Origin of the sequence: Amycolatopsis sp. CA-161197 (assembly GCF_050942255.1) — a bacterium.
Lineage (GTDB): Bacteria > Actinomycetota > Actinomycetes > Mycobacteriales > Pseudonocardiaceae > Amycolatopsis.
This window is the reverse complement of record NZ_CP192059.1, coordinates 1-19505: the sequence shown is the minus strand read 5'-3', so window position 1 is coordinate 19505 and position 19505 is coordinate 1. Positions and strand designations below refer to the sequence as shown.

16 protein-coding genes, 2 tRNA genes and 1 pseudogene are annotated in these 19505 nt (G+C 69.3%); 3 read left to right on the top strand and 16 right to left on the bottom strand.

Annotation, left to right across the window (positions count from 1 at the left end; translation table 11 throughout):
* Positions 1-62: 62 nt before the first annotated feature.
* A complete protein-coding gene (locus ACQPXB_RS00095; RefSeq protein ID WP_432849041.1) occupies positions 63-1472 on the top strand; it encodes an FAD-dependent oxidoreductase in 1410 nt (469 codons plus the stop codon).
* Here ACQPXB_RS00095 and ACQPXB_RS00090 read toward each other — a convergent pair.
* On the bottom strand, positions 1451-2113 hold the full coding sequence (locus ACQPXB_RS00090; RefSeq protein ID WP_366585944.1) for a RibD family protein: 663 nt from the start codon (positions 2111-2113) through the stop codon (positions 1451-1453). The two genes, ACQPXB_RS00095 and ACQPXB_RS00090, sit on opposite strands and share 22 nt — an antisense overlap.
* A gap of 98 nt (positions 2114-2211) precedes the next feature.
* On the opposite strand from ACQPXB_RS00090, the pseudogene ACQPXB_RS00085 reads away from it, so the two are divergent.
* Both ACQPXB_RS00085 and ACQPXB_RS00080 read left to right on the top strand, forming a co-directional pair.
* A pseudogene (locus ACQPXB_RS00085) lies at positions 2212-2337 on the top strand (methyltransferase); the annotation flags it as partial.
* 197 nt (positions 2338-2534) lie between these two features.
* Positions 2535-3194 (top strand): methyltransferase, encoded by a 660-nt coding sequence (locus ACQPXB_RS00080; RefSeq protein ID WP_432857184.1) that lies wholly within the window; start codon positions 2535-2537, stop codon positions 3192-3194.
* Positions 3195-3329: 135 nt separating this feature from the next.
* Here the strand turns inward: ACQPXB_RS00080 and ACQPXB_RS00075 are convergent, their stop codons facing one another.
* The 15 genes from ACQPXB_RS00075 to dnaA form a co-directional block, all read right to left on the bottom strand.
* Entirely contained in the window at positions 3330-3920 is a 591-nt protein-coding gene (locus ACQPXB_RS00075) for a class I SAM-dependent methyltransferase (protein WP_432849040.1), read from the bottom strand.
* Positions 3921-4238: 318 nt separating this feature from the next.
* Positions 4239-4311, bottom strand: a tRNA-Ala gene (locus ACQPXB_RS00070).
* Between the two features lie 36 nt (positions 4312-4347).
* Entirely contained in the window at positions 4348-4521 is a 174-nt protein-coding gene (locus tag ACQPXB_RS00065) for a DLW-39 family protein (RefSeq protein WP_386943900.1), read from the bottom strand.
* Between the two features lie 283 nt (positions 4522-4804).
* A complete protein-coding gene (locus tag ACQPXB_RS00060; RefSeq protein WP_432849039.1) occupies positions 4805-5572 on the bottom strand; it encodes a phosphotransferase in 768 nt (255 codons plus the stop codon).
* A gap of 151 nt (positions 5573-5723) precedes the next feature.
* Positions 5724-6545 (bottom strand): hypothetical protein, encoded by an 822-nt coding sequence (locus ACQPXB_RS00055; RefSeq protein ID WP_432849038.1) that lies wholly within the window; start codon positions 6543-6545, stop codon positions 5724-5726.
* A complete protein-coding gene (locus ACQPXB_RS00050) occupies positions 6485-6874 on the bottom strand; it encodes a hypothetical protein (RefSeq protein WP_432849037.1) in 390 nt (129 codons plus the stop codon). The genes ACQPXB_RS00055 and ACQPXB_RS00050 overlap by 61 nt, the downstream gene beginning before the upstream one ends.
* A gap of 192 nt (positions 6875-7066) precedes the next feature.
* Positions 7067-7140, bottom strand: a tRNA-Ile gene (locus tag ACQPXB_RS00045).
* 50 nt (positions 7141-7190) lie between these two features.
* Entirely contained in the window at positions 7191-7859 is a 669-nt protein-coding gene (locus ACQPXB_RS00040; protein WP_386943907.1) for a DUF3566 domain-containing protein, read from the bottom strand.
* 35 nt (positions 7860-7894) lie between these two features.
* A complete protein-coding gene (gene gyrA, locus ACQPXB_RS00035) occupies positions 7895-10525 on the bottom strand; it encodes a DNA gyrase subunit A (RefSeq protein ID WP_432849036.1) in 2631 nt (876 codons plus the stop codon).
* A 48-nt stretch (positions 10526-10573) separates the two neighbouring features.
* Complete coding sequence (gene gyrB, locus ACQPXB_RS00030) at positions 10574-12541, bottom strand: DNA topoisomerase (ATP-hydrolyzing) subunit B (RefSeq protein WP_366589861.1); 1968 nt, start codon at positions 12539-12541, stop codon at positions 10574-10576.
* Between the two features lie 197 nt (positions 12542-12738).
* Entirely contained in the window at positions 12739-13272 is a 534-nt protein-coding gene (locus tag ACQPXB_RS00025) for a DciA family protein (protein WP_432849035.1), read from the bottom strand.
* 208 nt (positions 13273-13480) lie between these two features.
* Positions 13481-14635: a DNA replication/repair protein RecF gene (gene recF / locus ACQPXB_RS00020; protein WP_432849034.1), complete on the bottom strand. Its 1155-nt coding sequence runs from the start codon at positions 14633-14635 to the stop codon at positions 13481-13483.
* Between the two features lie 12 nt (positions 14636-14647).
* Positions 14648-15538, bottom strand: coding sequence for a phosphogluconate dehydrogenase (NAD(+)-dependent, decarboxylating) (gene gnd / locus ACQPXB_RS00015; protein WP_366589863.1), 891 nt, complete (start codon positions 15536-15538; stop codon positions 14648-14650).
* A 47-nt stretch (positions 15539-15585) separates the two neighbouring features.
* A complete protein-coding gene (gene dnaN, locus ACQPXB_RS00010; RefSeq protein WP_285971339.1) occupies positions 15586-16719 on the bottom strand; it encodes a DNA polymerase III subunit beta in 1134 nt (377 codons plus the stop codon).
* A 1067-nt stretch (positions 16720-17786) separates the two neighbouring features.
* Positions 17787-19505, bottom strand: a complete 1719-nt coding sequence (gene dnaA / locus ACQPXB_RS00005) for a chromosomal replication initiator protein DnaA (RefSeq protein ID WP_432849033.1) — start codon at positions 19503-19505, stop codon at positions 17787-17789.

Here is a 19505-nt window from a genome sequence, read left to right as displayed (position 1 = left end):
ACCGCCTTGGTGCACTCAGGGCTATATTGCACTCAGTCTACTTATGCACTGAGGAGCACTTCATGGACGTGATAGTGGTCGGGGCGGGCCCGGCCGGGTTGACGCTGGCGCACGAGCTCGCCCTCGGCGGCGCCGAGGTCGTGGTGCTGGAGAAGCTGACCGAACGCATCGAGCAGACGAAGGGCGGCACGATCCAGCCGCGCACCGCCGAGCTGCTCGACGCGCGAGGCCTGCTCGACGCGATCCGCGAGCGGCAGTTCGAGCGCGCCGCCGTCGGCGGGCACTTCGCCGGGCTGCCGGTGCCGCTCGACTGCACGCCTTGGCAGACCAGGCATCCCCATACGATCGGCATTCCACAGTGGAAGGTCGAGGAGGTGCTGGAGGCGGCGGCGACCGCCCGTGGCGCTCGCGTGCTGCGGGGTCAGGAGGTCACCGCGGTCCGCGCCGACGACACCGGCGTCACCGTGACCACCGACCGGGACCTGCGCGCCCGGTACGTCGTCGCCTGCGACGGCGCGCACAGCACCGTGCGCAAGCTGCTGGACCTGCCGTTCCCCGGCCGTCCCGGCACGTACCGGGCGGTGCTCGCCGACGTGCGCCTATCGGCCGTCTCCGAACTGGTGCCCGCGCAGGCCGGCCACATGAGCACGATGACCAGGACCACCGCCGACCACTGGGGCATGCTCGTGCCGACCGGCGGCGACCACTACCGCTTCACCTACGGCAAGCGCGACGAAGCCGAGCCGCCGATGACCGCGGAAGCCGTGCAGCAGGCACTCACCGCGATCTACGGCGAACCCACCACCTTGGCCGAGGTCCGCACGATCTCCCGCTTCAGCGATGCCACGCGCCAGCTCGAAAACTACCGTCACGGCCGCGTTTTCTTCGCCGGCGACGCCGCCCACATCCACGGGCCGCTTGGCGGGCAGGGCCTCAACCTCGGTGTGCAGGACGCGTTCAACCTCGGCTGGAAGCTCGTCGCGACGCTGCGAGGAGCCGCGGACAGCCTCCTCGACACCTACCACGCCGAACGCCACCCGAAGGCCGCCCGCGTGCTGCACCACACGTCGGCCCAACGCGTTCTCGCCGTGCCGAACCCGGACCCGGATTTGCGTGCGCTGAGCGAAATCTTCACTGATCTCATGCGCCTGCCCGACACCAACCGCTACCTCGCCGGGATGATGTCCGGTTTGGACGATCCCACTCGGCTCCCCGACCTGGACCTCGTGACCGCCGACGGACCGACCCGCGTGGCCGAGGTCCTACGCGACGGGCGCGCCGTCCTCCTCGATTTCACCGGCGACGTCGAGCTCCCCGTCGGCTGGGCCGAGCGCGTGAACCTGGTGCGCGCCAAGGCAGACACCGCGTTGCCGGCCGTGCTGCTTCGCCCCGACGCCGCCGTCGCATGGCGCGGTGACACCCCACTCGAAGACGCTCTGCGCGCGGCCTTTCAGCCGGCCTTGGGTGCGTAGCGGATCAGCACGACGTCGCCGATCGCCCGCGTGTCCAGCAGTTTCATCCGCCCGCCCGGGTACAACGCGGGCAGCAGGAACCGCGGCGCGGCGGCGGCGCCGACCACGAGCGGCGCGATGGCGAGGTGAATCTCGTCGGCCAGGCTCTGCGAGAGGAACGCGGTGTGGATCTGCCCGCCGCCTTCAACCATGAGCCGCCGGACGCCGCGCCGGCCGAGGTCGTCGAGCAGCGCGCCGAAGTCGACTTGTGGTCCGAGCGCGACGACTTCGGCGAGCTGACCGAGCCGTTCGCGAGCGGTCGGGGCGCCCGTTTCAGTGGTGTAGACGAGCTTTTCCGCGCCGTGGTGCCAAAACTTCCACTGCGGATCGACGTCGCCCGACGCCGTCACGGTCACCTTCAACGGGTACGCGGGCTTGCCGGCGCGCACGCGTTCGGCTCGACGTTCTTCGCTGTTGACCAGCAGCCTCGGGTTGTCGGCGCGGATCGTGCCCGCGCCGATCAGGATGGCGTCGGACTCCGCGCGCACCTGGTCGACGCGGTCGAAGTCCTCGGCATTGGACAGCAGCAGCCGTTCGGGGGTCGTGTCGTCGATCGCCCCGTCGACACTCGTCGCGACGCTCAGCAGCACGTGGGGACGCATCGGCTCTCCTTTTTCGGTTGACCGGCCCGGCACAGTAGATCTTCGTGACCCACGACGATACGAACTCCCTGCGCCGCCTCGCCGGACTCGCGACGCCGATGGCGCTGCGCGTCGCCGTGACTCTCGGCCTGCCCGCGCGCCTGCTCTCCGCCGCGGGACCGGCCGAACTGGCCGCCGAGCTCGGGGTGAACCCCGTCGCGCTCGGCCTCCTGCTCGACCACCTCACGACGCTCGGCGTCCTCGAGCACACCCCCACCGGCTACCGCACCACCGCGTACGGCGACCACCTCCGCGACGACTTCACCGCGACGCTCCTCGACTTGAACACCGCCGGCGGGCGCGCCGAGCTGGCGTTCGTCGAGCTCGCCCACAGCATCACTACGGGCGAAGCCGCCTACCCGCGTCGTTACGGCCAGGACTTCTGGGCGGATCTCGCCGAGAACGAGGATCTTCGCGAATCCTTCGACCGCCAGATGACTTTCCGCATCGGGAGCAAATCCCGCAACTCGTCGCCGGCTACGACTGGGCACGGTTCTCCACGATCGTCGACGTCGGCGGCGGCCGCGGCGACATCCTCGCCGCCATCCTCACCGCGAACCCCGGCCTGCGCGGCCACCTGCTCGACCTCGCCCCGACCGCCGCCGACGCCCGCCGCACCTTCGCCGCCCACGCCCTGGACGCCCAGGTCACCGCCGGCAGCTTCTTCGACCCGCTCCCGCCCAGCGCCGACGCTTACCTGCTCGTCGACATCCTCCACGACTGGGACGACACCCACGCCCACCGAATCCTCGAGCGCTGCGCCGAGGCCGCCGGCTCGACGGGCCGCATCCTCGTCGTCGAACCCGTCGCCGGCCACCAGGCGGACACCGCAAGCGCCCTCGCCATGCTCACCATCTTCGGCGGCCGCGAACGCCGCCTCGACGAGTTCCGCACGCTCGCCTCGGCCCACGGCTTGAGGCTGGACGCCGTCACGGACCTGCCTTCGCAACGCTGCCTGCTCGAATTCCACCAAGAGGGTGCGCGCGCGATCGTCGCCCATCACCACGACCGGCAGCCGAGCAAAGGGGAATCGAACCCCTGACCCCGCCTGCAAATGCCCGTCCGCAGATCCCGGACGACCTGCCGAGATCTCATGGCGCGTCTACCAGCGGTTTTGCGAGACCGTCCCCGCGAGTCCACGCGTGCACCCCGTTGATCGGGCACACACGAGTCCGCGCTACTCGCCGCTGGCCTCCGGCATTGCCGGGCGTCGCGCGGCGAGCAGCACCTGGGGGCGCGGTTGCGGCGGCTGCGCAGGGATCCGCAGGTCGGCGATCAGCTCCAGACCGGCGTCGGCCAGCATTCCGGCCAGCTCTTCGGGGCGGTACAGGTGAGTCGTCCAGGACACCGGCAGGCCGCCGTAGCCCTTGGTCCGCGGCACGTCGCCGTCGCCGACGTGCGTGCCAACAAGAGCCTGACCACCGGGCACGAGCGCCTCAGCGAAGGTCTTCAGCACACCGGGCAGCTCCTCACGCGGAAGGTTGAACAGCGACCACCAGCCGAGCACGCCGCCGAGCGATGCCGGCGCGAGGTCGAGTTCGGTCGCCGAAGCGACGGAAAACCGCAGGTCGGGGTAAAGCCGCCGGGCGTGCTCGACCATGCGCGGCGACAGGTCGACGCCCGCAGCGTCCAGCCCGAGCTCGGTGAGGTGCGCAGTGATGGTGCCCGGGCCGCAGCCGACGTCCAGGACCGGGCCGAGCCCGCGGACGGACTCGGCGAAGGCGGCAAGCGCGGCCCGTAGCCACGGCTCCTCCTCCAACCGACCCACTCCAAGCTCCACATAGAGGTCGGCGACCCGGTCATAGGACTCACGGACCCGCAGAAGATCGGATGGCTGCACGGAGGGCACCGTATCGAGGCATGACGAACGCGACCAGAGACGCTTGCCAGCTCTGAAGGGCGCAGAGATTGAAGGCCGCACTCGGCGCGAGCGCGACCACACGATCGCGGACTCGATGAGCCGCAACATCGAGGCCGCGCGTGAGCGCCCGCAGGGGCACGGCGGGAGGTACGGCCGCCGGATACTACGAAGGCCAGGTCAAAGGAGATCCCCTCTGAACTGGCCTTCGTCGTGTTTCTTGAGCTGTGGAGCTGAGGGGAATCGAACCCCTGACCCCCGCCTTGCAAAGGCGGTGCTCTACCAATTGAGCTACAGCCCCGGGCGCGGGTGCCCGTGGGTCACCCGCGCGGTGAAGTCAGTTGTGGGAAGCGTCCGCGGCCTTGGCCGGGGTGCTGCCGTTCGCGGAGACCGGGCCCGTGGGGGCGGTCGCCTGGCGCCAGAGGTCCGCCTCGGCCTTGGCAGCCTTGTTGCGCTTCACGACGAACAGAACGCCGCCCGCGACGACTGCGAGTGCCAACAGCTTCTTCATCCGAAGCCCCCTTTTCCAGCTTGCTTCCGTACTCCACGATGCTACTGCACGCGCTGAGCGCCGGATCCGGCGGTTCCAGGGCTTGGTTCCACGTGGAACCACCGGCGACCCGCGTCACAGGCCGAACGGAATACCTCCGGTGGGTGCGCCGTTGAACGAACTGGTCGGTGCGCCCAACGTGTCCCCCGGGCTCACACCTTTGCCTTCGCGGAATACCGTTCGGCTGGAGCCGCGTCGTGCCTTTCGCCGAGAGGCGACCGTGCGCGCGCCGATCGCAGACATGTCAGCCCTGCCGGCCTTCTCTTCCCGGCAGGGCTGACTTGCGTCCGGCGAGCCTCGCGCGCACACCGGCCAGACCCGACTCCACCAGGTCCGGCTGCCCCATCGCGACGCCGTGGGTCACCTCGAACCACGGCCCCAGCCGGTGCCACGCCCACGCGCGCCGATGCAGCTCCTCGGTCACGCCGTAGGCCTCGGCCACCCCCAGCGCGAACGCCGGCGACGCCCCGAACAGCGCCCACGCCAAGTCCCGCGCGCGGTCGTCCACACACAGGTCCGACCAGTCGATCACGCCGCTGACCTGCCCTTTGTCAACCAGCACGTGCTCGGGTCCGAGGTCCGCGTGCACCACCGCATCGACAGGGAACGCCCTGATCTCGTCGAGCACGGCCGCACCTCCGACCAACGGCACCACGACGTCGGCGAACTCCGCCAGCACTTCGGCCCGATCCGTGGCCACCACACCCCGCGCGGCCGCCTCGCCGACGTCCACCGCGTGCAGCACCCGCAGGAACTCCCCGATCACCCGGCCGTGGCCCGTCGTGAGCACGTCGGCCTGCCCGCCGGACACAAGTTCGTGCCGCACCACCAGCGGCTCCTCCCGCCACACGACCGGTACCGGCACCCGCACCGGCAGTCGCTGCGAGAGCCACGGCATCACCCGCGTCTCACGCAGCAGCAGCTCACGCACCTCGGCCCGCCGGGGCCGCCGCTCGACCCACCGCGCGTCGACAAGCGTCGCGACGCTGTCCCATCCTTCGCCCAGCCACACGAACTCAGTGTGTCGACGTTGCAGGAATCGTGCTGTGCCAACCATTCGGCGAACCGACCGACCGCATTTCACCAACTGCGCCGGCGAAACAGTCCACACCGGACAGATCCAGCACCGCGGCACGTCCGGTCGACGCGGTTCTCAAGGGACGTCAGGGAGTTGTGGTGTGGCCGAGGGGGTGTAGCGCGCCGGTGGCCAGGGCGTGGGCGGCGCGGAGGGCGGCGGTGGTGTTGGGGGCGTGGAGCCAGTCTTGGTCGAGGTCGTCTTCCCAGGTGGCGATCTGGTGAGCGAGGGCCAGGGCCTGATCGTCGTCAGTGCGGTGGAGAGCTGCCGCGAGTTCGACGAAGACGCCGGGTTGAGTGCCCGCGTAGGTAGCTGCGAGGGCGGCCGTTTGGTGCGTCAGGTGCCGGCTGTGCTGTGGGTAGAGCGCCGCAAGGCAGGCCAGAGCGAATTGGATTGCAGGGGGCTCGGCCGACCAGCGACCCAGCAGTGCGGACACTTGGTCGCCGACTGCGAGGTGGACCTCCTGCGTCCACGGCGCCGCGGTCGGGAAACGTCTCTGTGCGGCGGCCCGGTCGGCGTCGGCGAGGAGACTGGCCGCCCAGCAGTCGGCTGCGCTGAGAAGCCACACGTGGAGGTCCAGGCGGCGTGCCGGCGGCAAGGCATCCGATATCGCGAGTTGGGCGACGAACGGAAGCGCCGGGGCAGTCGCGGAGTAACAGTCGCCTTGGTGGAGGAGGTCGTCACCGAAGAGCTCGCCGAGGGTCGCGTCCCAAGTGCTGGTGTTCAGAGCGAGGGCGCGAATGAGGCCCGGAATGTTCTCCGCGGACCCGTGGGCATGGTTGAGCGCTGACCACTCGATGTCGTCGAGCCCGACCAGCGTGCCGGCGCCGGCGGCGGCGCTGTGCGGGCCTAGCTCCAGGGCACGGACCGGGGCGCCGGCGTGATGACCACATCGGGGATTGGCGGACACGCGCCAGGGTTGCTGTGGACGATCGGCCCATCCGCGAACAGGTGCAGCATGTCCGACTCACACTGCCCGCCGCCCTGGCTGTAGCCGCCGAAGTCGCGCGCGACGAGCGCCGCGGCACGTCCGACCGCGTCAAAGGTGCGGAACCCCAACGGGCTGACCGGGCAGGGCCCTTCGTCCAACGCATCGACAGACCACCCGGCATGGCCCACGGGCCGCGCGACCACCCGCGCGAACCCATGGGCCGCCAAGGCTCTGGCCAATCCGTCAGCACCGGCGCGATCGCCGACAACGAAACTGTGCGTGCCCTCGATCGCCGACCAGCCGCTCATCCGCGCCGTCTCCCCCACACAGCCGGCCACGCCAACTCACCAACGCAAGATCACTCACCACAGCATCACCAAAACGCACCAACGCTGGGTCAGTCACATTCCGCACCGTGGGGGTCTGGGGGGTCGCCCCCCCAGAAACAAAAACACCCAGTCATACGAGCGCTTTCCGCGAGTATGACCGGGCGAACTGGGTGGGCCCACCAGGACTTGAACCTGGGACCTCTTCGTTATCAGCGAAGCGCTCTAACCGCCTGAGCTATGGGCCCGTCGAACGAGGAGAACTTTACAGGACCCCCGGAGGGGCCCTGCAACCGGGTTACTCCCTTTCCGACAGGGTGACTTCGAGGCCGCCCGCGAGGTCGGCGGACACGTTGTAGATGAAGGCGCTCACCGTGGCCAGGGCGGAGACCAGCACGATGTTGATCGCGCCCAGGATGGCGGCGATGCCGAAAACGCGGCCGGCGCTGATGAGGGGTTCGGTGGAGGCGTTGGCGCCCTCGCCGCCGACCAGGGAGGAGTAGGTGCCGTTCAGTTTGTCCCAGACGCCCATGCCGTCGAGGACCGTGTAGAGCACGCCGACGGCGACCAGCCACACGAAGAACATCGCGACGCCCAGGACGAGCGACAGCTTCAGCACCGACCAGGGGTCGAAGCGCTTGATCTGCAGCGACGCGCGACGCGGGCCGCGGCCCGGGCGGCGCAGGGCGCTCGGGGTGGGGCGGGTGCGGCCGGCCGGGGGCACGTCGGCGGCCGGGGCGGGCGGCGCGCCCTCGGCTCCGAAGAGCCGGGGCGCGGCCGTGCCGCTCACCGCGGGGTAGTCGCTCTCGCTCACGCGCGGTCCGTCCTGCTCATGATCCGAGTAGACCACATCGTCGGTGGCGATTCCGGTCGAGACCGTGGCCTCCGAATCGCCGCCGCCGTCCTTGGCGGTGCGCTGCCAGGGTGGGCTCGACGACGTGCCGTCTGCCTTCTCGGATGGTGTCACGAAGAGTCAGTCCTTACCCGTGCGTGGGGCGCCGCTCACTGCTCCGGCGCCGTGCCGTCTTCTTCCGTGCTGTCCTCGGGCGCGGTGGTCGCCTCGCCGTCGGCGGCGGGGGTCTCCACAGCCTCGTCCACCGAAGCTTCAGAAGCCTCCGAACCTTCCGAAACCTCGGAAGCATCCGCGGAGTCCTCGCCACCATTGGCGACGTCCGACCCCTCGTCCGCGTTGCGTGCGACCGCGAGAAGAGTCGTACCTTCCGCCAGATTCATCAGCCGCACGCCCTTGGTCTGGCGACCGGCCTTGCGCACGTCGCGCGCCGGCGTGCGGATGACCCCACCGCTCGAGGTGATGGCGAACAGCTCGTCGTCCTCGTCGACGATGAGTGCACCCACCAGCCTCCCACGTTTGGTGTCGTGCTGGATGGTCAGCACACCCTTGCCGCCGCGGCCCTGCACCGGGTAGTCCTCGATCGGCGTGCGCTTGGCGTACGCGCCGTCGGTCGCGACCAGCAGGAACTTGTCGGGCTTGACCACGCTGATGCCGAGCAGCTCGTCGCCGTCGTTGAACCGCATGCCGAGCACGCCGGACGTCGCGCGGCCCATCGGGCGCAGCGCCTCGTCGGTCGCGTGGAAGCGGATCGACTGGCCGCCGGCCGACACGAGCAGCAGGTCGTCCTCCGCCGCCGCCAGCACGGCGCCCACCAGCTCGTCGCCTTCCCGCAGGTTGACGGCGATGAGGCCGCCCGCGCGGTTGGAGTCGAAGTCGGTGAGCTTGGTCTTCTTCACGAGCCCCTTCTGCGTGGCCAGCACCAGGTACGGCGCCACCTCGTAGTTCGGGATCTCGATGACCTGGGCGATCTGCTCGTCCGGCTGGAACGCCATCAGGTTGGCCACGTGCTGGCCGCGCGCATTGCGGTTGGCCTCGGGCAGGTCGTACGCCTTCGTGCGGTAGACGCGGCCCTTGTTCGTGAAGAACAGGATCCAGTCGTGCGTGGAGCACACGAAGAAGTGCTGCACGATGTCGTCCTGCTTCAGCGTGGCGCCCTGCACGCCCTTGCCGCCGCGCTTCTGCGAGCGGTACAGGTCGGTCTTCGTGCGCTTCGCGTAGCCGGTGCGCGTGATGGTGACCACCACGTCCTCGACCGCGATCAGGTCCTCGACCGACACCTCGCCGTCGAACGGGATGATCTTCGTGCGCCGGTCGTCGCCGTACTTGTCGACGATCTCCATGAGCTCGTCGCGGATGATCGCGCGCTGGCGCTCCGGCTTCTCGAGGATGTCCTTGAGGTCCGCGATCTCCAGCTCGATCTCGGCCAGCGTGTCGATGATGCGCTGACGCTCGAGGGCGGCCAGCCGGCGCAGCTGCATGTCGAGGATCGCCGTGGCCTGGATCTCGTCGATGTCGAGGAGCTCCATCAGGCCCGGCCGCGCCTCGTCGGCCGACGGCGAGCGCCGGATCAGGGCGATGACCTCGTCCAGCATGTCCAGGGCCTTGACCAGACCGCGCAAGATGTGCGCGCGCTCCTCGGCCTTCTGCAGGCGGAACTTGGTCCGCCGGACGATGACCTCGACCTGGTGCTTCACGTAGTGCCGGATCATCTGGTCGAGCCGCAGCGTGCGCGGCACGTCGTCGACGATCGCCAGCATGTTCACGCCGAAGTTCTGCTGCAGCTGGGTGTGCTTGAACAGGTTGTTCAGCACCACCTTCGCGACGGCGTCGCGCTTGAGCGTGATCACGATCCGCATGCCGGAACGGCTGTTGGACTCGTCGGCGATGTCGGCGATGCCCGTGAGCTTGCCGTCGCGCACGAGGTGCGCGATGTTCTCGACGAGGTTGTCCGGGTTCACCTGGTACGGCAGCTCGGACACGACGAGCGTGGTGCGCCCCTTCGCGTCCTCCTCCACCTCGACGACCGCACGCATGCGCACGGACCCGCGGCCGGTGCGGTACGCGTCCTCGATCCCGGAGGTGCCGAGGATCATCGCCTTGGTCGGGAAGTCCGGACCCTTGATGCGCGTGAGCAGCGCCGCAAGCAGCTCGTCGTCGGACGCCTCGTAGTTCTCCAGCGCCCACACGACGCCGTCAGCGACCTCGCGCAGGTTGTGCGGCGGGATGTTGGTCGCCATGCCGACCGCGATGCCGGAACTGCCGTTGACCAGCAGGTTCGGGAACCGCGCCGGCAGCACGTTGGGCTCTTGCGTGCGGCCGTCGTAGTTGTCGCGGAAGTCGACGGTGTCCTCTTCGATGTCCGCCAGCATCTGCATCGCCAGCGGCGCGAGGCGCGACTCCGTGTACCGCATGGCGGCGGCGGGGTCGTTACCCGGCGAACCGAAGTTGCCCTGCCCGTCGATGAGCGGGTAGCGCATCGACCACGGCTGGGCCAGGCGCACGAGGGCGTCGTAGATCGCCGAGTCACCGTGCGGGTGGTAGTTGCCCATGACGTCGCCGACGACGCGGGAGCACTTGTTGTACCCGCGGTCCGGCCGGAAACCGGAGTCGAACATCGAGTAGAGCACGCGCCGGTGCACCGGCTTGAGACCGTCGCGCACATCCGGCAGCGCCCGCGCCACGATCACGCTCATGGCGTAGTCGATGTAGGAACGCTGCATCTCCTGCTGGATGTCGACCGGCTCGATGCGGTCGTGCTCCGGCGGCAAGGTTTCCGTCATGGGTTCCTTCTCGGGGAAAGGTCTGGGCAGTCAGGGGGCAGCGGACGGCTACACGTCCAGGAAGCGCACGTCCTTGGCGTTGCGCGTGATGAACGAGCGCCGGGCCTCCACGTCCTCGCCCATGAGGACGGAGAACAGGTCGTCGGCCTGCGCGGCGTCGTCGAGGGTGACCTGGCCCAGCAGGCGGTTGGCCGGGTCCATCGTGGTCTCCCACAGCTCCTCGGCGTTCATCTCGCCGAGACCCTTGTAGCGCTGGATCGCGTCGTCCTTCGGCAGCCGGCGGCCGGCCTCGACACCCGCCTGGATCACGGCGTCGCGCTCCTTGTCGGAGTACGCGTACTCCGGGTCCTGGCGCGGCCACTTGATCTTGTACAGCGGCGGCCGCGAAAGGAACACGTGGCCGTGTTCGATCAGCGGGCTCATGAAGCGGAACAGCAGGGTGAGCAGCAGCGTGGTGATGTGCTGGCCGTCGACGTCGGCGTCGGCCATCAGCACGATCTTGTGGTAGCGCAGCTTCGAGAGGTCGAAGTCGTCGTGGATGCCGGTGCCCAGCGCCGTGATCAGCGACTGGACCTCGGTGTTCTTGAGGACGCGATCGATGCGCGCCTTCTCCACATTGATGATCTTGCCCCGGATGGGCAAGATCGCTTGGTACATCGAGTCGCGGCCTTCCTTGGCCGAGCCGCCGGCCGAGTCGCCCTCCACGATGTAGAGCTCGCACTCGCCCGGGTCGTTGGAACGGCAGTCCTTGAGCTTGCCCGGCAGGCCGCCGATCTCCAGCGCGCCCTTGCGGCGCACCAGGTCCCGCGCCTTGCGGGCGGCCATGCGCGCCTGCGCCGAGGAGATCGACTTGTTGATGATCGTCTTCGCCTCGGTGGGGTTGCGCTCGAACCAGTCGGCCAGCCACTCGTTCGACTGCTGCTGCACGAACGTCTTGGCCTCGCTGTTGCCCAGCTTCGTCTTCGTCTGGCCCTCGAACTGCGGCTCGGAGAGCTTGATGGACACGATCGCGGCGAGACCCTCGCGCACGTCGTCACCCGTGAGGTTGGCGTCCTTCTCCTTGAGCAGCTTCTTGTCGCGCGCGTACGCGTTGACCACGCGCGTGAGCGCCGCGCGGAAGCCCTCTTCGTGGGTGCCGCCCTCGTGGGTGTTGATCGTGTTGGCGAACGTGTACACCGACGGCGTGAACCCGTTGTTCCACTGCATCGCGACCTCGACCTCGAGGCCGGGGCCCTTCGCGTCGAACGAGATCACGCTCTCGTGGATCGGGTCCTTGCTGCCGTTGATGTGCTTGACGAAGTCCTCGAGCCCGCCGGGGTAGCAGTAGACCTTCTCCTTGACGCGGGCCTGCTTGCCCTCCGCGTCTTCCTCGGTCTCCTCGTCGGCCACGCGCTCGTCGCGCAGCGACAGGGTGAGGCCCTTGTTGAGGAACGCCATCTCCTGCAGCCGACGCGAGATCGTCTCGAAGTTGTACGTGGTGGTCTCGAAGATGTTCGAGTCGGCCCAGAAGGTGATCGTGGTGCCGGTGCCGTCGGCCGGGCCGAGGTCCTCCAGCGGTCCGGGGATCTGGTTGGTGTACTCCTGGCGCCAGCTGCGGCCGCCGACCTTGATCTCCGCGAGCAGCTTCGTCGACAGCGCGTTCACCACCGAGACGCCGACGCCGTGCAGGCCGCCGGACACCGCGTAGGAGTCGCTGTCGAACTTGCCGCCCGCGTGCAGGATGGTGAGCACGACCTCGAGGGTCGGCTTCTGCTCCTTGGGGTGCATGTCCACCGGAATGCCGCGGCCGTCGTCGACGACCCGGACGCCACCGTCGGCGAGGAGAGTAACCTCGACCTTGGTCGCGTAGCCGGCCATCGCCTCGTCCACGGAGTTGTCCACCACCTCCTGAACCAGGTGGTGGAGACCGCGCTCACCGGTGGAACCGATGTACATACCGGGGCGCTTGCGGACCGCTTCGAGGCCTTCGAGCACGGTGATGGACGACGCGTTGTACTCGCTCTTGTTCTCGGTCACCGGCGTTGTTTCTCCTCGTCTCGCCCGAGCAGACGCTCGCTACTCCTCCAGTGTACTTGCCCGCGCGCGCTGACATGCGGCAAGGACACCCCTCACTGCGTCACAGAGCCGCGAAATCGCTCGAAGGCGAGTCATCTCGTAGCTCGCGGGTTGTCAAGCGGTTCTCGGGGAACTCACCCGCCGCCGCGCAACCGGAGTCAGCCGTACGTGTCACGCGGCCCGCGGCCCGGCACGACCCGCGGTCCTTTCCGCCAGCTCGGTGCCGTCGGACCCTGGATCCGCATGCGCTTCACGACGCCGTTGCCGACCCCCGCGGCGATCTTCGCGATGAGCTTGCTCTGCAGCAGCCGCAGCTGCGTGGCCCACGCCGTGGAGCTCGCGCGGACGGTCAGCTCGCCATCCTTGAGTGCCACCGGCTGGGCGTGTTCGGCGACGTCCTCGCCCACCAGCCGGGCCCACTGCCCGAACACACGCGCGTTGGTCATCGTGTCCTGCCAGCCGCTGTCGGAGACCAGCCGCGAGACGAGCCGGCCGAGCGGCTGCGGGTCGCGTGCGTCGGCTCCGGGCCCTGACCAGCGACGACGCCGCGGGTTCTGGCCCCCGCCGCCCGTGATCCGGCCGCGGCGCAGGTTCGGCGGCGCACCGCGCTCCTTCGCCTTGGCCTTGGCGGCCTCCAACGCGGCGTGCGCCAGGTCCCGCCCGGAGGGCTTCCCGTTCGGCCCAGCAGACACGTCACCCTCGGTGCCGGAACCGGCTTGCCCACGTGGGTGATTCCCCGCTTGGGCGATGTCAAGGCCCTCATCAGGCCGTTTCGTCACGCGCGGCGATAACCGGTTCACGGGTTTATCCACACTGTCCACAGGTTTGTCCCCAGATCGGTGGGTAACTTCTGTGACCGCGGTCACCCGCCGTGGCCGACTTGATCTTGGGGCCGAGAACTCAGGCACGGTTGACCTCGCCATCAGCCACCACGAACCGGCTCCCGGCCAGCTCCGACGGCACGTCCTCGTCCACCGCCGCCGTGATGAGCACCTGCTCGGCACCCGCGGCGACCTCCGCGAGCCGCGCCCGCCGTTTGCGGTCGAGCTCGGCGAACACATCATCCAGCAGCAGCACCGGTTCGCCCGCTTCGCCACGCAGGAGCTCGTAACTGCCGAGCCGAAGGGCCAGCGCGAACGACCACGACTCGCCGTGGCTCGCGTACCCCTTCGCCGGCGCCTCGCCCAGGATCAGCTCCAGCTCGTCGCGGTGCGGGCCGACGAGGCTGATGCCGCGCTCCAGCTCGTTGCGCCGAACGTCGGCCAGCGCCTTGAGCAGCAGCTCACGCAGCACTTCCGCGTCCGCCGGCTCGCCGCCGGCCACGCCGTAGCCCGGTGGCAGCGCTTCGCCGAGCGACGACTTGTACGCGATCGACGCCGGCCGCGAGTCCGGCGCGACCCCCATGTACGCCTCCGCCGCATACGGCCCGAGGTCGGCGATGAGGTTCAGCCGCGCCGCCAGCAGCTGGGCGCCGGCCACCGACAGGTGGTCGTCCCAGACGTCGAGCGTCGAGAGCGCGTACGGGTCCTCCTTGCCGGTGCGGCGCTTGCCTGCGGTCTTGAGCAGGGCGTTGCGCTGCTTCAACACCTTCTCGTAGTCCGCGCGCACGCCCGCGTACCTGGGCGCGCGAAGCACGAGCAGCTCGTCCATGAACCGGCGGCGCTCGCTCGGGTCCCCGCGCACGAGCGCCAGGTCCTCCGGGGAGAACAGCACCGTGCGCAGGATCCCGAGCACGTCGCGCGGCTTGCCGACCGCGCCCCGGTTCACGCGGGCGCGGTTGGCCCGGCCGGCCGTGATCTCGAGCTCGACGGTGAGCTCGCGGTCGTCGTTGACCACGGCGACGCGCACGAGCGCGCGCTCGCACCCGTGCCGGATCAGCGGGGCGTCCGTCGCGACCCGGTGGGAACCCAGGGTCGCGACGTAGCCGATCGCCTCGAGCAGGTTCGTCTTCCCCCGGCCGTTCTGGCCGACGAGCACGACCGGCCCCGGTTCGAGGGCGAGGTCGGCTTGCGGCCAGGACCGGAAGTCGGTGACCTGGAGATGTCGCAGATACACGGGGTGGGGAGGCTAGCTCCCGGCCTTCTTCACAGCGTGGCCACCGAACTGGTTGCGCAGCGCGGCGACGGCGCGCATCGCGGCGGAGTCCTTCTGCCGCGAAGAGAACCGGGCGAACAGCGCGGCCGACAGCACCGGCGCGGGCACCGCGTTGTTCACGGCTTCCTCCAGCGTCCAGCGGCCCTCGCCCGAGTCTTCGACGTAACCCTCGAGGTCGTCGAGCTCCGGGTCCTCTTCCAGCGCGCGCACCAGCAGGTCGAGCAGCCAGGACCGCACGACGGTGCCGCGCTGCCAGCCCTTGATCACGGCGGGCACGTCCTTGACCACGTGCGCGGCCTCGAGCAGTTCGAAGCCCTCCGCGTAGGCCTGCATGATGCCGTACTCGATGCCGTTGTGGATCATCTTCGCGTAGTGGCCGGCGCCCACCGAGCCGGCGTGCGAGAAGCCTTCTTCACGCGGGCCTTCCGGACGCAGCGTGTCGAAGATCGGCATCGCGCGGGCGACGTCGGACTCGGCGCCGCCGACCATGAGGCCGTAACCGTTGTCCTTGCCCCACACACCACCGGACACACCGCAGTCGAGGTAGCCGATGCCCTTGGCCGCCAGCAGGTCCGCGTTCAGCTTGTCGTCGGTGAACTTCGAGTTGCCGCCGTCGATCACGAGATCGCCCTCGGACAGCGACTGGCTGAGCTCCACCACGGTCGCCCGCGTCGGGTCTCCGGCGGGGACCATGATCCAGACGATGCGCGGACCCTCCAGTTTGGACACCAGGTCGGCGAGCGACTCGGAGTCGCTGACGGCCGGGTTGCGGTCGTAGCCCACGACCTCGTGCCCGGCGGCACGCAGCCGCTCGCGCATGTTGAAGCCCATCTTGCCCAGGCCCACGAGACCGAGCTGAACCATGAGATCCCCTTAGGTAGGAACGAAAATCCGCGGTTGTGACGCGCCGGTCAGCCCGGGAGCCGGACCGGCATCAGCAGGTAGAGGTAACCGGGGACGACGTTGCCCTCGGCGTCGGCGGGCTTGATGAGCGCCGGCCGGTTGGGGGTGGTGAAGGTGAGCTCCGCGCGGTCGCTGTGCAGCGCGCCGAGCCCGTCGACGAGGTAGCCGGGGTTGAAGGCGATGGTGACCGGTTCGCCTTCGTAGTCGACCTGCAGCTCTTCTTCGGCGCTGCCCTCGTCGTCGCCGCCGGCGGAAAGCCGCAGCGACCCGTCGGCGAACTCCAGCCGCACCTGCGTGCCGCGTTCGGCGACCAGCGACACGCGCTTGATCGACTCGGCGAGCGCCGACACCTCGATCACGGCACGCGACGTGTGCGTCGCCGGCAGCAGCTGGCGGTAGGGCGGGAACTCCGCGTCGAGGAGGCGGGTGGTGGTGTAGCGGCCGTTGCCCGAGAGGCCGAGGAGGCCTTCGCCGCTGGCGAGCGCGAGGCGCACGGTGCTGCCGGCGCCGCCGAGCGTCTTCGCGGCCTCGGCGAGCGTGCGCGCGGGGACGAGCACCGCGGCGTCGGGCAGGCCTTCGGCCGGCTTCCAGGTGAACTCGCGCATGGCGAGGCGGAAGCGGTCGGTGGCGACGAGCGTGAGGGTCTCGCCCGAGATCTCCAGGCGCATGCCGGTGAGCATCGGGAGCGTGTCGTCCTTGCCGGCGGCCGTGACGACCTGGGTCACGGCCTGGCCGAACGTGTCGCCGGTGAGCTCACCCGCGAAGGCGGGCTGCGACGGCAGCTGCGGGTAGTCCTCGACGGGCATGGTCGGCAGGGAGAAGCGCGCGCTGCCGCACGTGATGGTGGCGCGGGCGCCATCGACGGAGATCTCCACCGGCTGCGCGGGCAGCGCCTTCGTGATGTCGGCGAGGAGACGGCCGGAGACGAGGAGGCGGCCGCCGTCGGCGATCGTCGCGGGGACGCCCACCGTGGCGGAGACCTCGTAGTCGAAGCCGGACACCGTGAGGGCGTCGGACTCGCCGTCCGCACCCGCGTCGAGCAGCACACCGCCCAGCACCGGCACCGGAGGCCGGGACGGGAGGCTCCTGGCCACCCAGGCGACGGCGTCGGCAAGCCCGTCGCGCTCGACGCGGATCTTCATGCGCGCATCCTTTCGACAGCCGAGCCCCTCGGCTCGTGAAGGGTCGGTGGCTGGCGGTCCACGAGTACTGCGCCGAGTACGCCGCGACCGAGTCCCCACCGGGCCGGCCCGTTTCGGCGTGCCGGGATCGGCGCACAGGAACGGACCAGGTGCAGGCATCCACGTTAGGCCGTCGCCAGGGGTCCCGTCACCTCGGCCTCCCCTTGACTTTGTCGACAAGGAGACAGGCTCGGCGGCTTGTCCCCAACTTCGTCCATCGCCTGTTTTTGTTTTGTTCTTTCTTTCAAAAGATCTAAGAGCAGTAGCAGTAATAGGGGCTGTGGGTTGTGTGGACAGAGCTCGTTCGCGCAGGTCGGCGGGTGCGTCGACGTGTGGAGAGTCCTGGTGGCGGATCGGTGGATGGTTCGGGCGGTCCGTGGATGGTTTCGGGCCGCCCGCGATCCATCCACATCTCGGGCCGGTTGTCCCCATGGTTGTCCCCAGGTGTGAGGGGAGTTGTACCCAGGTTCTGTGGGTGCGGAAACGGGTTCGAATCGCCCTGGAGAGTGACGGGCTCCCGATGTGGATCACGTGTGGACAACCTGTGGAATCCCCGTGGACAGCCCTGTGGAAAGTCTGTGGATTCCGTGTGGGCGGGATGTGGACCGTTTCGGCGTCGGTGCAGCTGACGGATCCGCTGGAGTTGTGCACAAACTGCGCACAGGGTGGGGAAAACTGCTTGTGTATCAATGGGTTTGGGGATGGCTGCGTACGCGCACGTACGTGGGCGACGGCACACGCCGCTTGCTTCGCTGCTTCGCCTGTGTACGGATGCTTCGTCCACGTTGGACCCGTGGCGTTGTGGAAGGCATTGTGTGGTAAGAGAAATCGGGCTCGCGGTGGGTGATGGGGCGAGCGCGTGGGGTGCGGTGTGGATGTCGCTGTGGACGGATGGCGGCCTCGGTGCCGAGCCTCAGCGTCGGACTGCGAGCGTCGGACTGAGAGCGTCACCGGGGGGCCTGTCGCGGCCGCCTATATAAAAGGAGGGCGCCGCCCGTAGGCGACGCCCTCCTGGTGAAGCTCCGAAGCTACTGCCGAGCCCGCTGCTTGATCCGCGACGTGAGCTCCTGCACCTGGTCGTAGATGCGCCGGCGCTCGGCCATCTCCTTGCGGATCTTCTTGTCCGCGTGCATCACGGTCGTGTGGTCGCGGCCGCCGAACGTCTGCCCGATCTTCGGCAGCGACATGTCGGTGAGCTCGCGGCACAGGTACATCGCGATCTGGCGCGCCGTGGCGAGCGCCTTCGTCTTGCCCGGCCCGCAGAGGTCGTCGAGCGTGACGTCGAAGAACTCCGCGGTGACGCCCATGATCGTCGGCGCGGTGATCTCCGGCGCGTGCGAGTCGGGGATCAGGTCGCGCAGCACGATCTCGGCGAGCCCGACGTCCACGGCCTGCTGGTTGAGCGACGCGAACGCGGTCACGCGGATCAGCGCACCCTCGAGCTCGCGGATGTTCGCCTCCACGCGGGAGGCGATGAACTCCAGCACCTCACCCGGCACCGCCAGCCGGTCCTGCGCGGCCTTCTTGCGAAGGATGGCGATGCGGGTTTCGAGCTCGGGCGGCTGGATGTCGGTGATCAGGCCCCACTCGAACCGCGTCCGCAGCCGGTCCTCCAGCGTTTCGAGGCGCTTGGGCGGGCGGTCGGAGCTGACGACGATCTGCTTGTTCGCGTTGTGGAGGGTGTTGAAGGTGTGGAAGAACTCCTCCTGCGTACCTTCTTTGCCTTCCAGGAACTGGATGTCGTCGACGAGCAGGATGTCGATGTCGCGGTAACGCCGCTGGAAGGCGACCTTGCGGTCGTCTCGCAGCGAGTTGATGAAGTCGTTGGTGAACTCTTCGGTCGAGACGTAGCGCACGCGCATGCCGGGGAACAGCCGTTGCGCGTAGTGGCCCACGGCGTGCAGCAGGTGCGTCTTGCCGAGCCCGGACTCACCCCAGATGAACAGCGGGTTGTACGCGCGGGCCGGCGCCTCGGCCACGGCCACCGCGGCCGCGTGGGCGAACCGGTTGGAAGCGCCGATCACGAACGTGTCGAACGTGTACTTCTCGTTGAGCTTCGTCTTCGACGTCTGCGGCTGCGCGGGCGCGGTGTAGGGCTGCCCGGCGATCGGCTGGCCGGAGAACGTCGGCCAGATCTCGTGGACGGCGGCGAGAGCTTCGCCTTCCTCGTCCACTTCTTCGTTCGGGTCGTCGGACTCCTCGAGCGGGGCCGGCTGCGGCACCGGGCGCTGGCGCGGCGGCTCGGGCCGGGCGGCGCGCGCGGCGGCCATGGAGGCGCCGTCGATCGGCGGGCGTTGCTGCGCGACGGAACCGTTGTCGAGGCGACCGTTCTCGAGCCGGCCGTTGTCCGGCCGGCCGTTCTCGACGTGCGTGGGGTCGAGGTGCCCGGATTCCAGGTGCCCGTTGTCGGCGCGGCCGTTGTCGGGGTGCCCGTTTTCCACCCGAGGGGGTGAGGGCACGTATCGCGGCGCGGGCGCGATGGCCTCGGCGCTGTCGACCTTCACGGCGAGCGACACGGCGCGGCCGAGCCGGCGCGAGAGGGCGTCGGTGATCGCGCCCCGCAGCGCGCGTTCGATCGCTTCCTTCGCGAAGTCGCTGGGGGCAGCCAGCAAGGCGGTGCCGTCGAGCAGGCCGATGGGCCTCGTCACCCGCATCCAGGCTCGTTGCTGCGGCGAGAGGGTGCCGTCGGACAGCTCCCGCACCACCTGCTCCCAGATGACGCCCAGATTGTGCTGGTGCTCGGACAC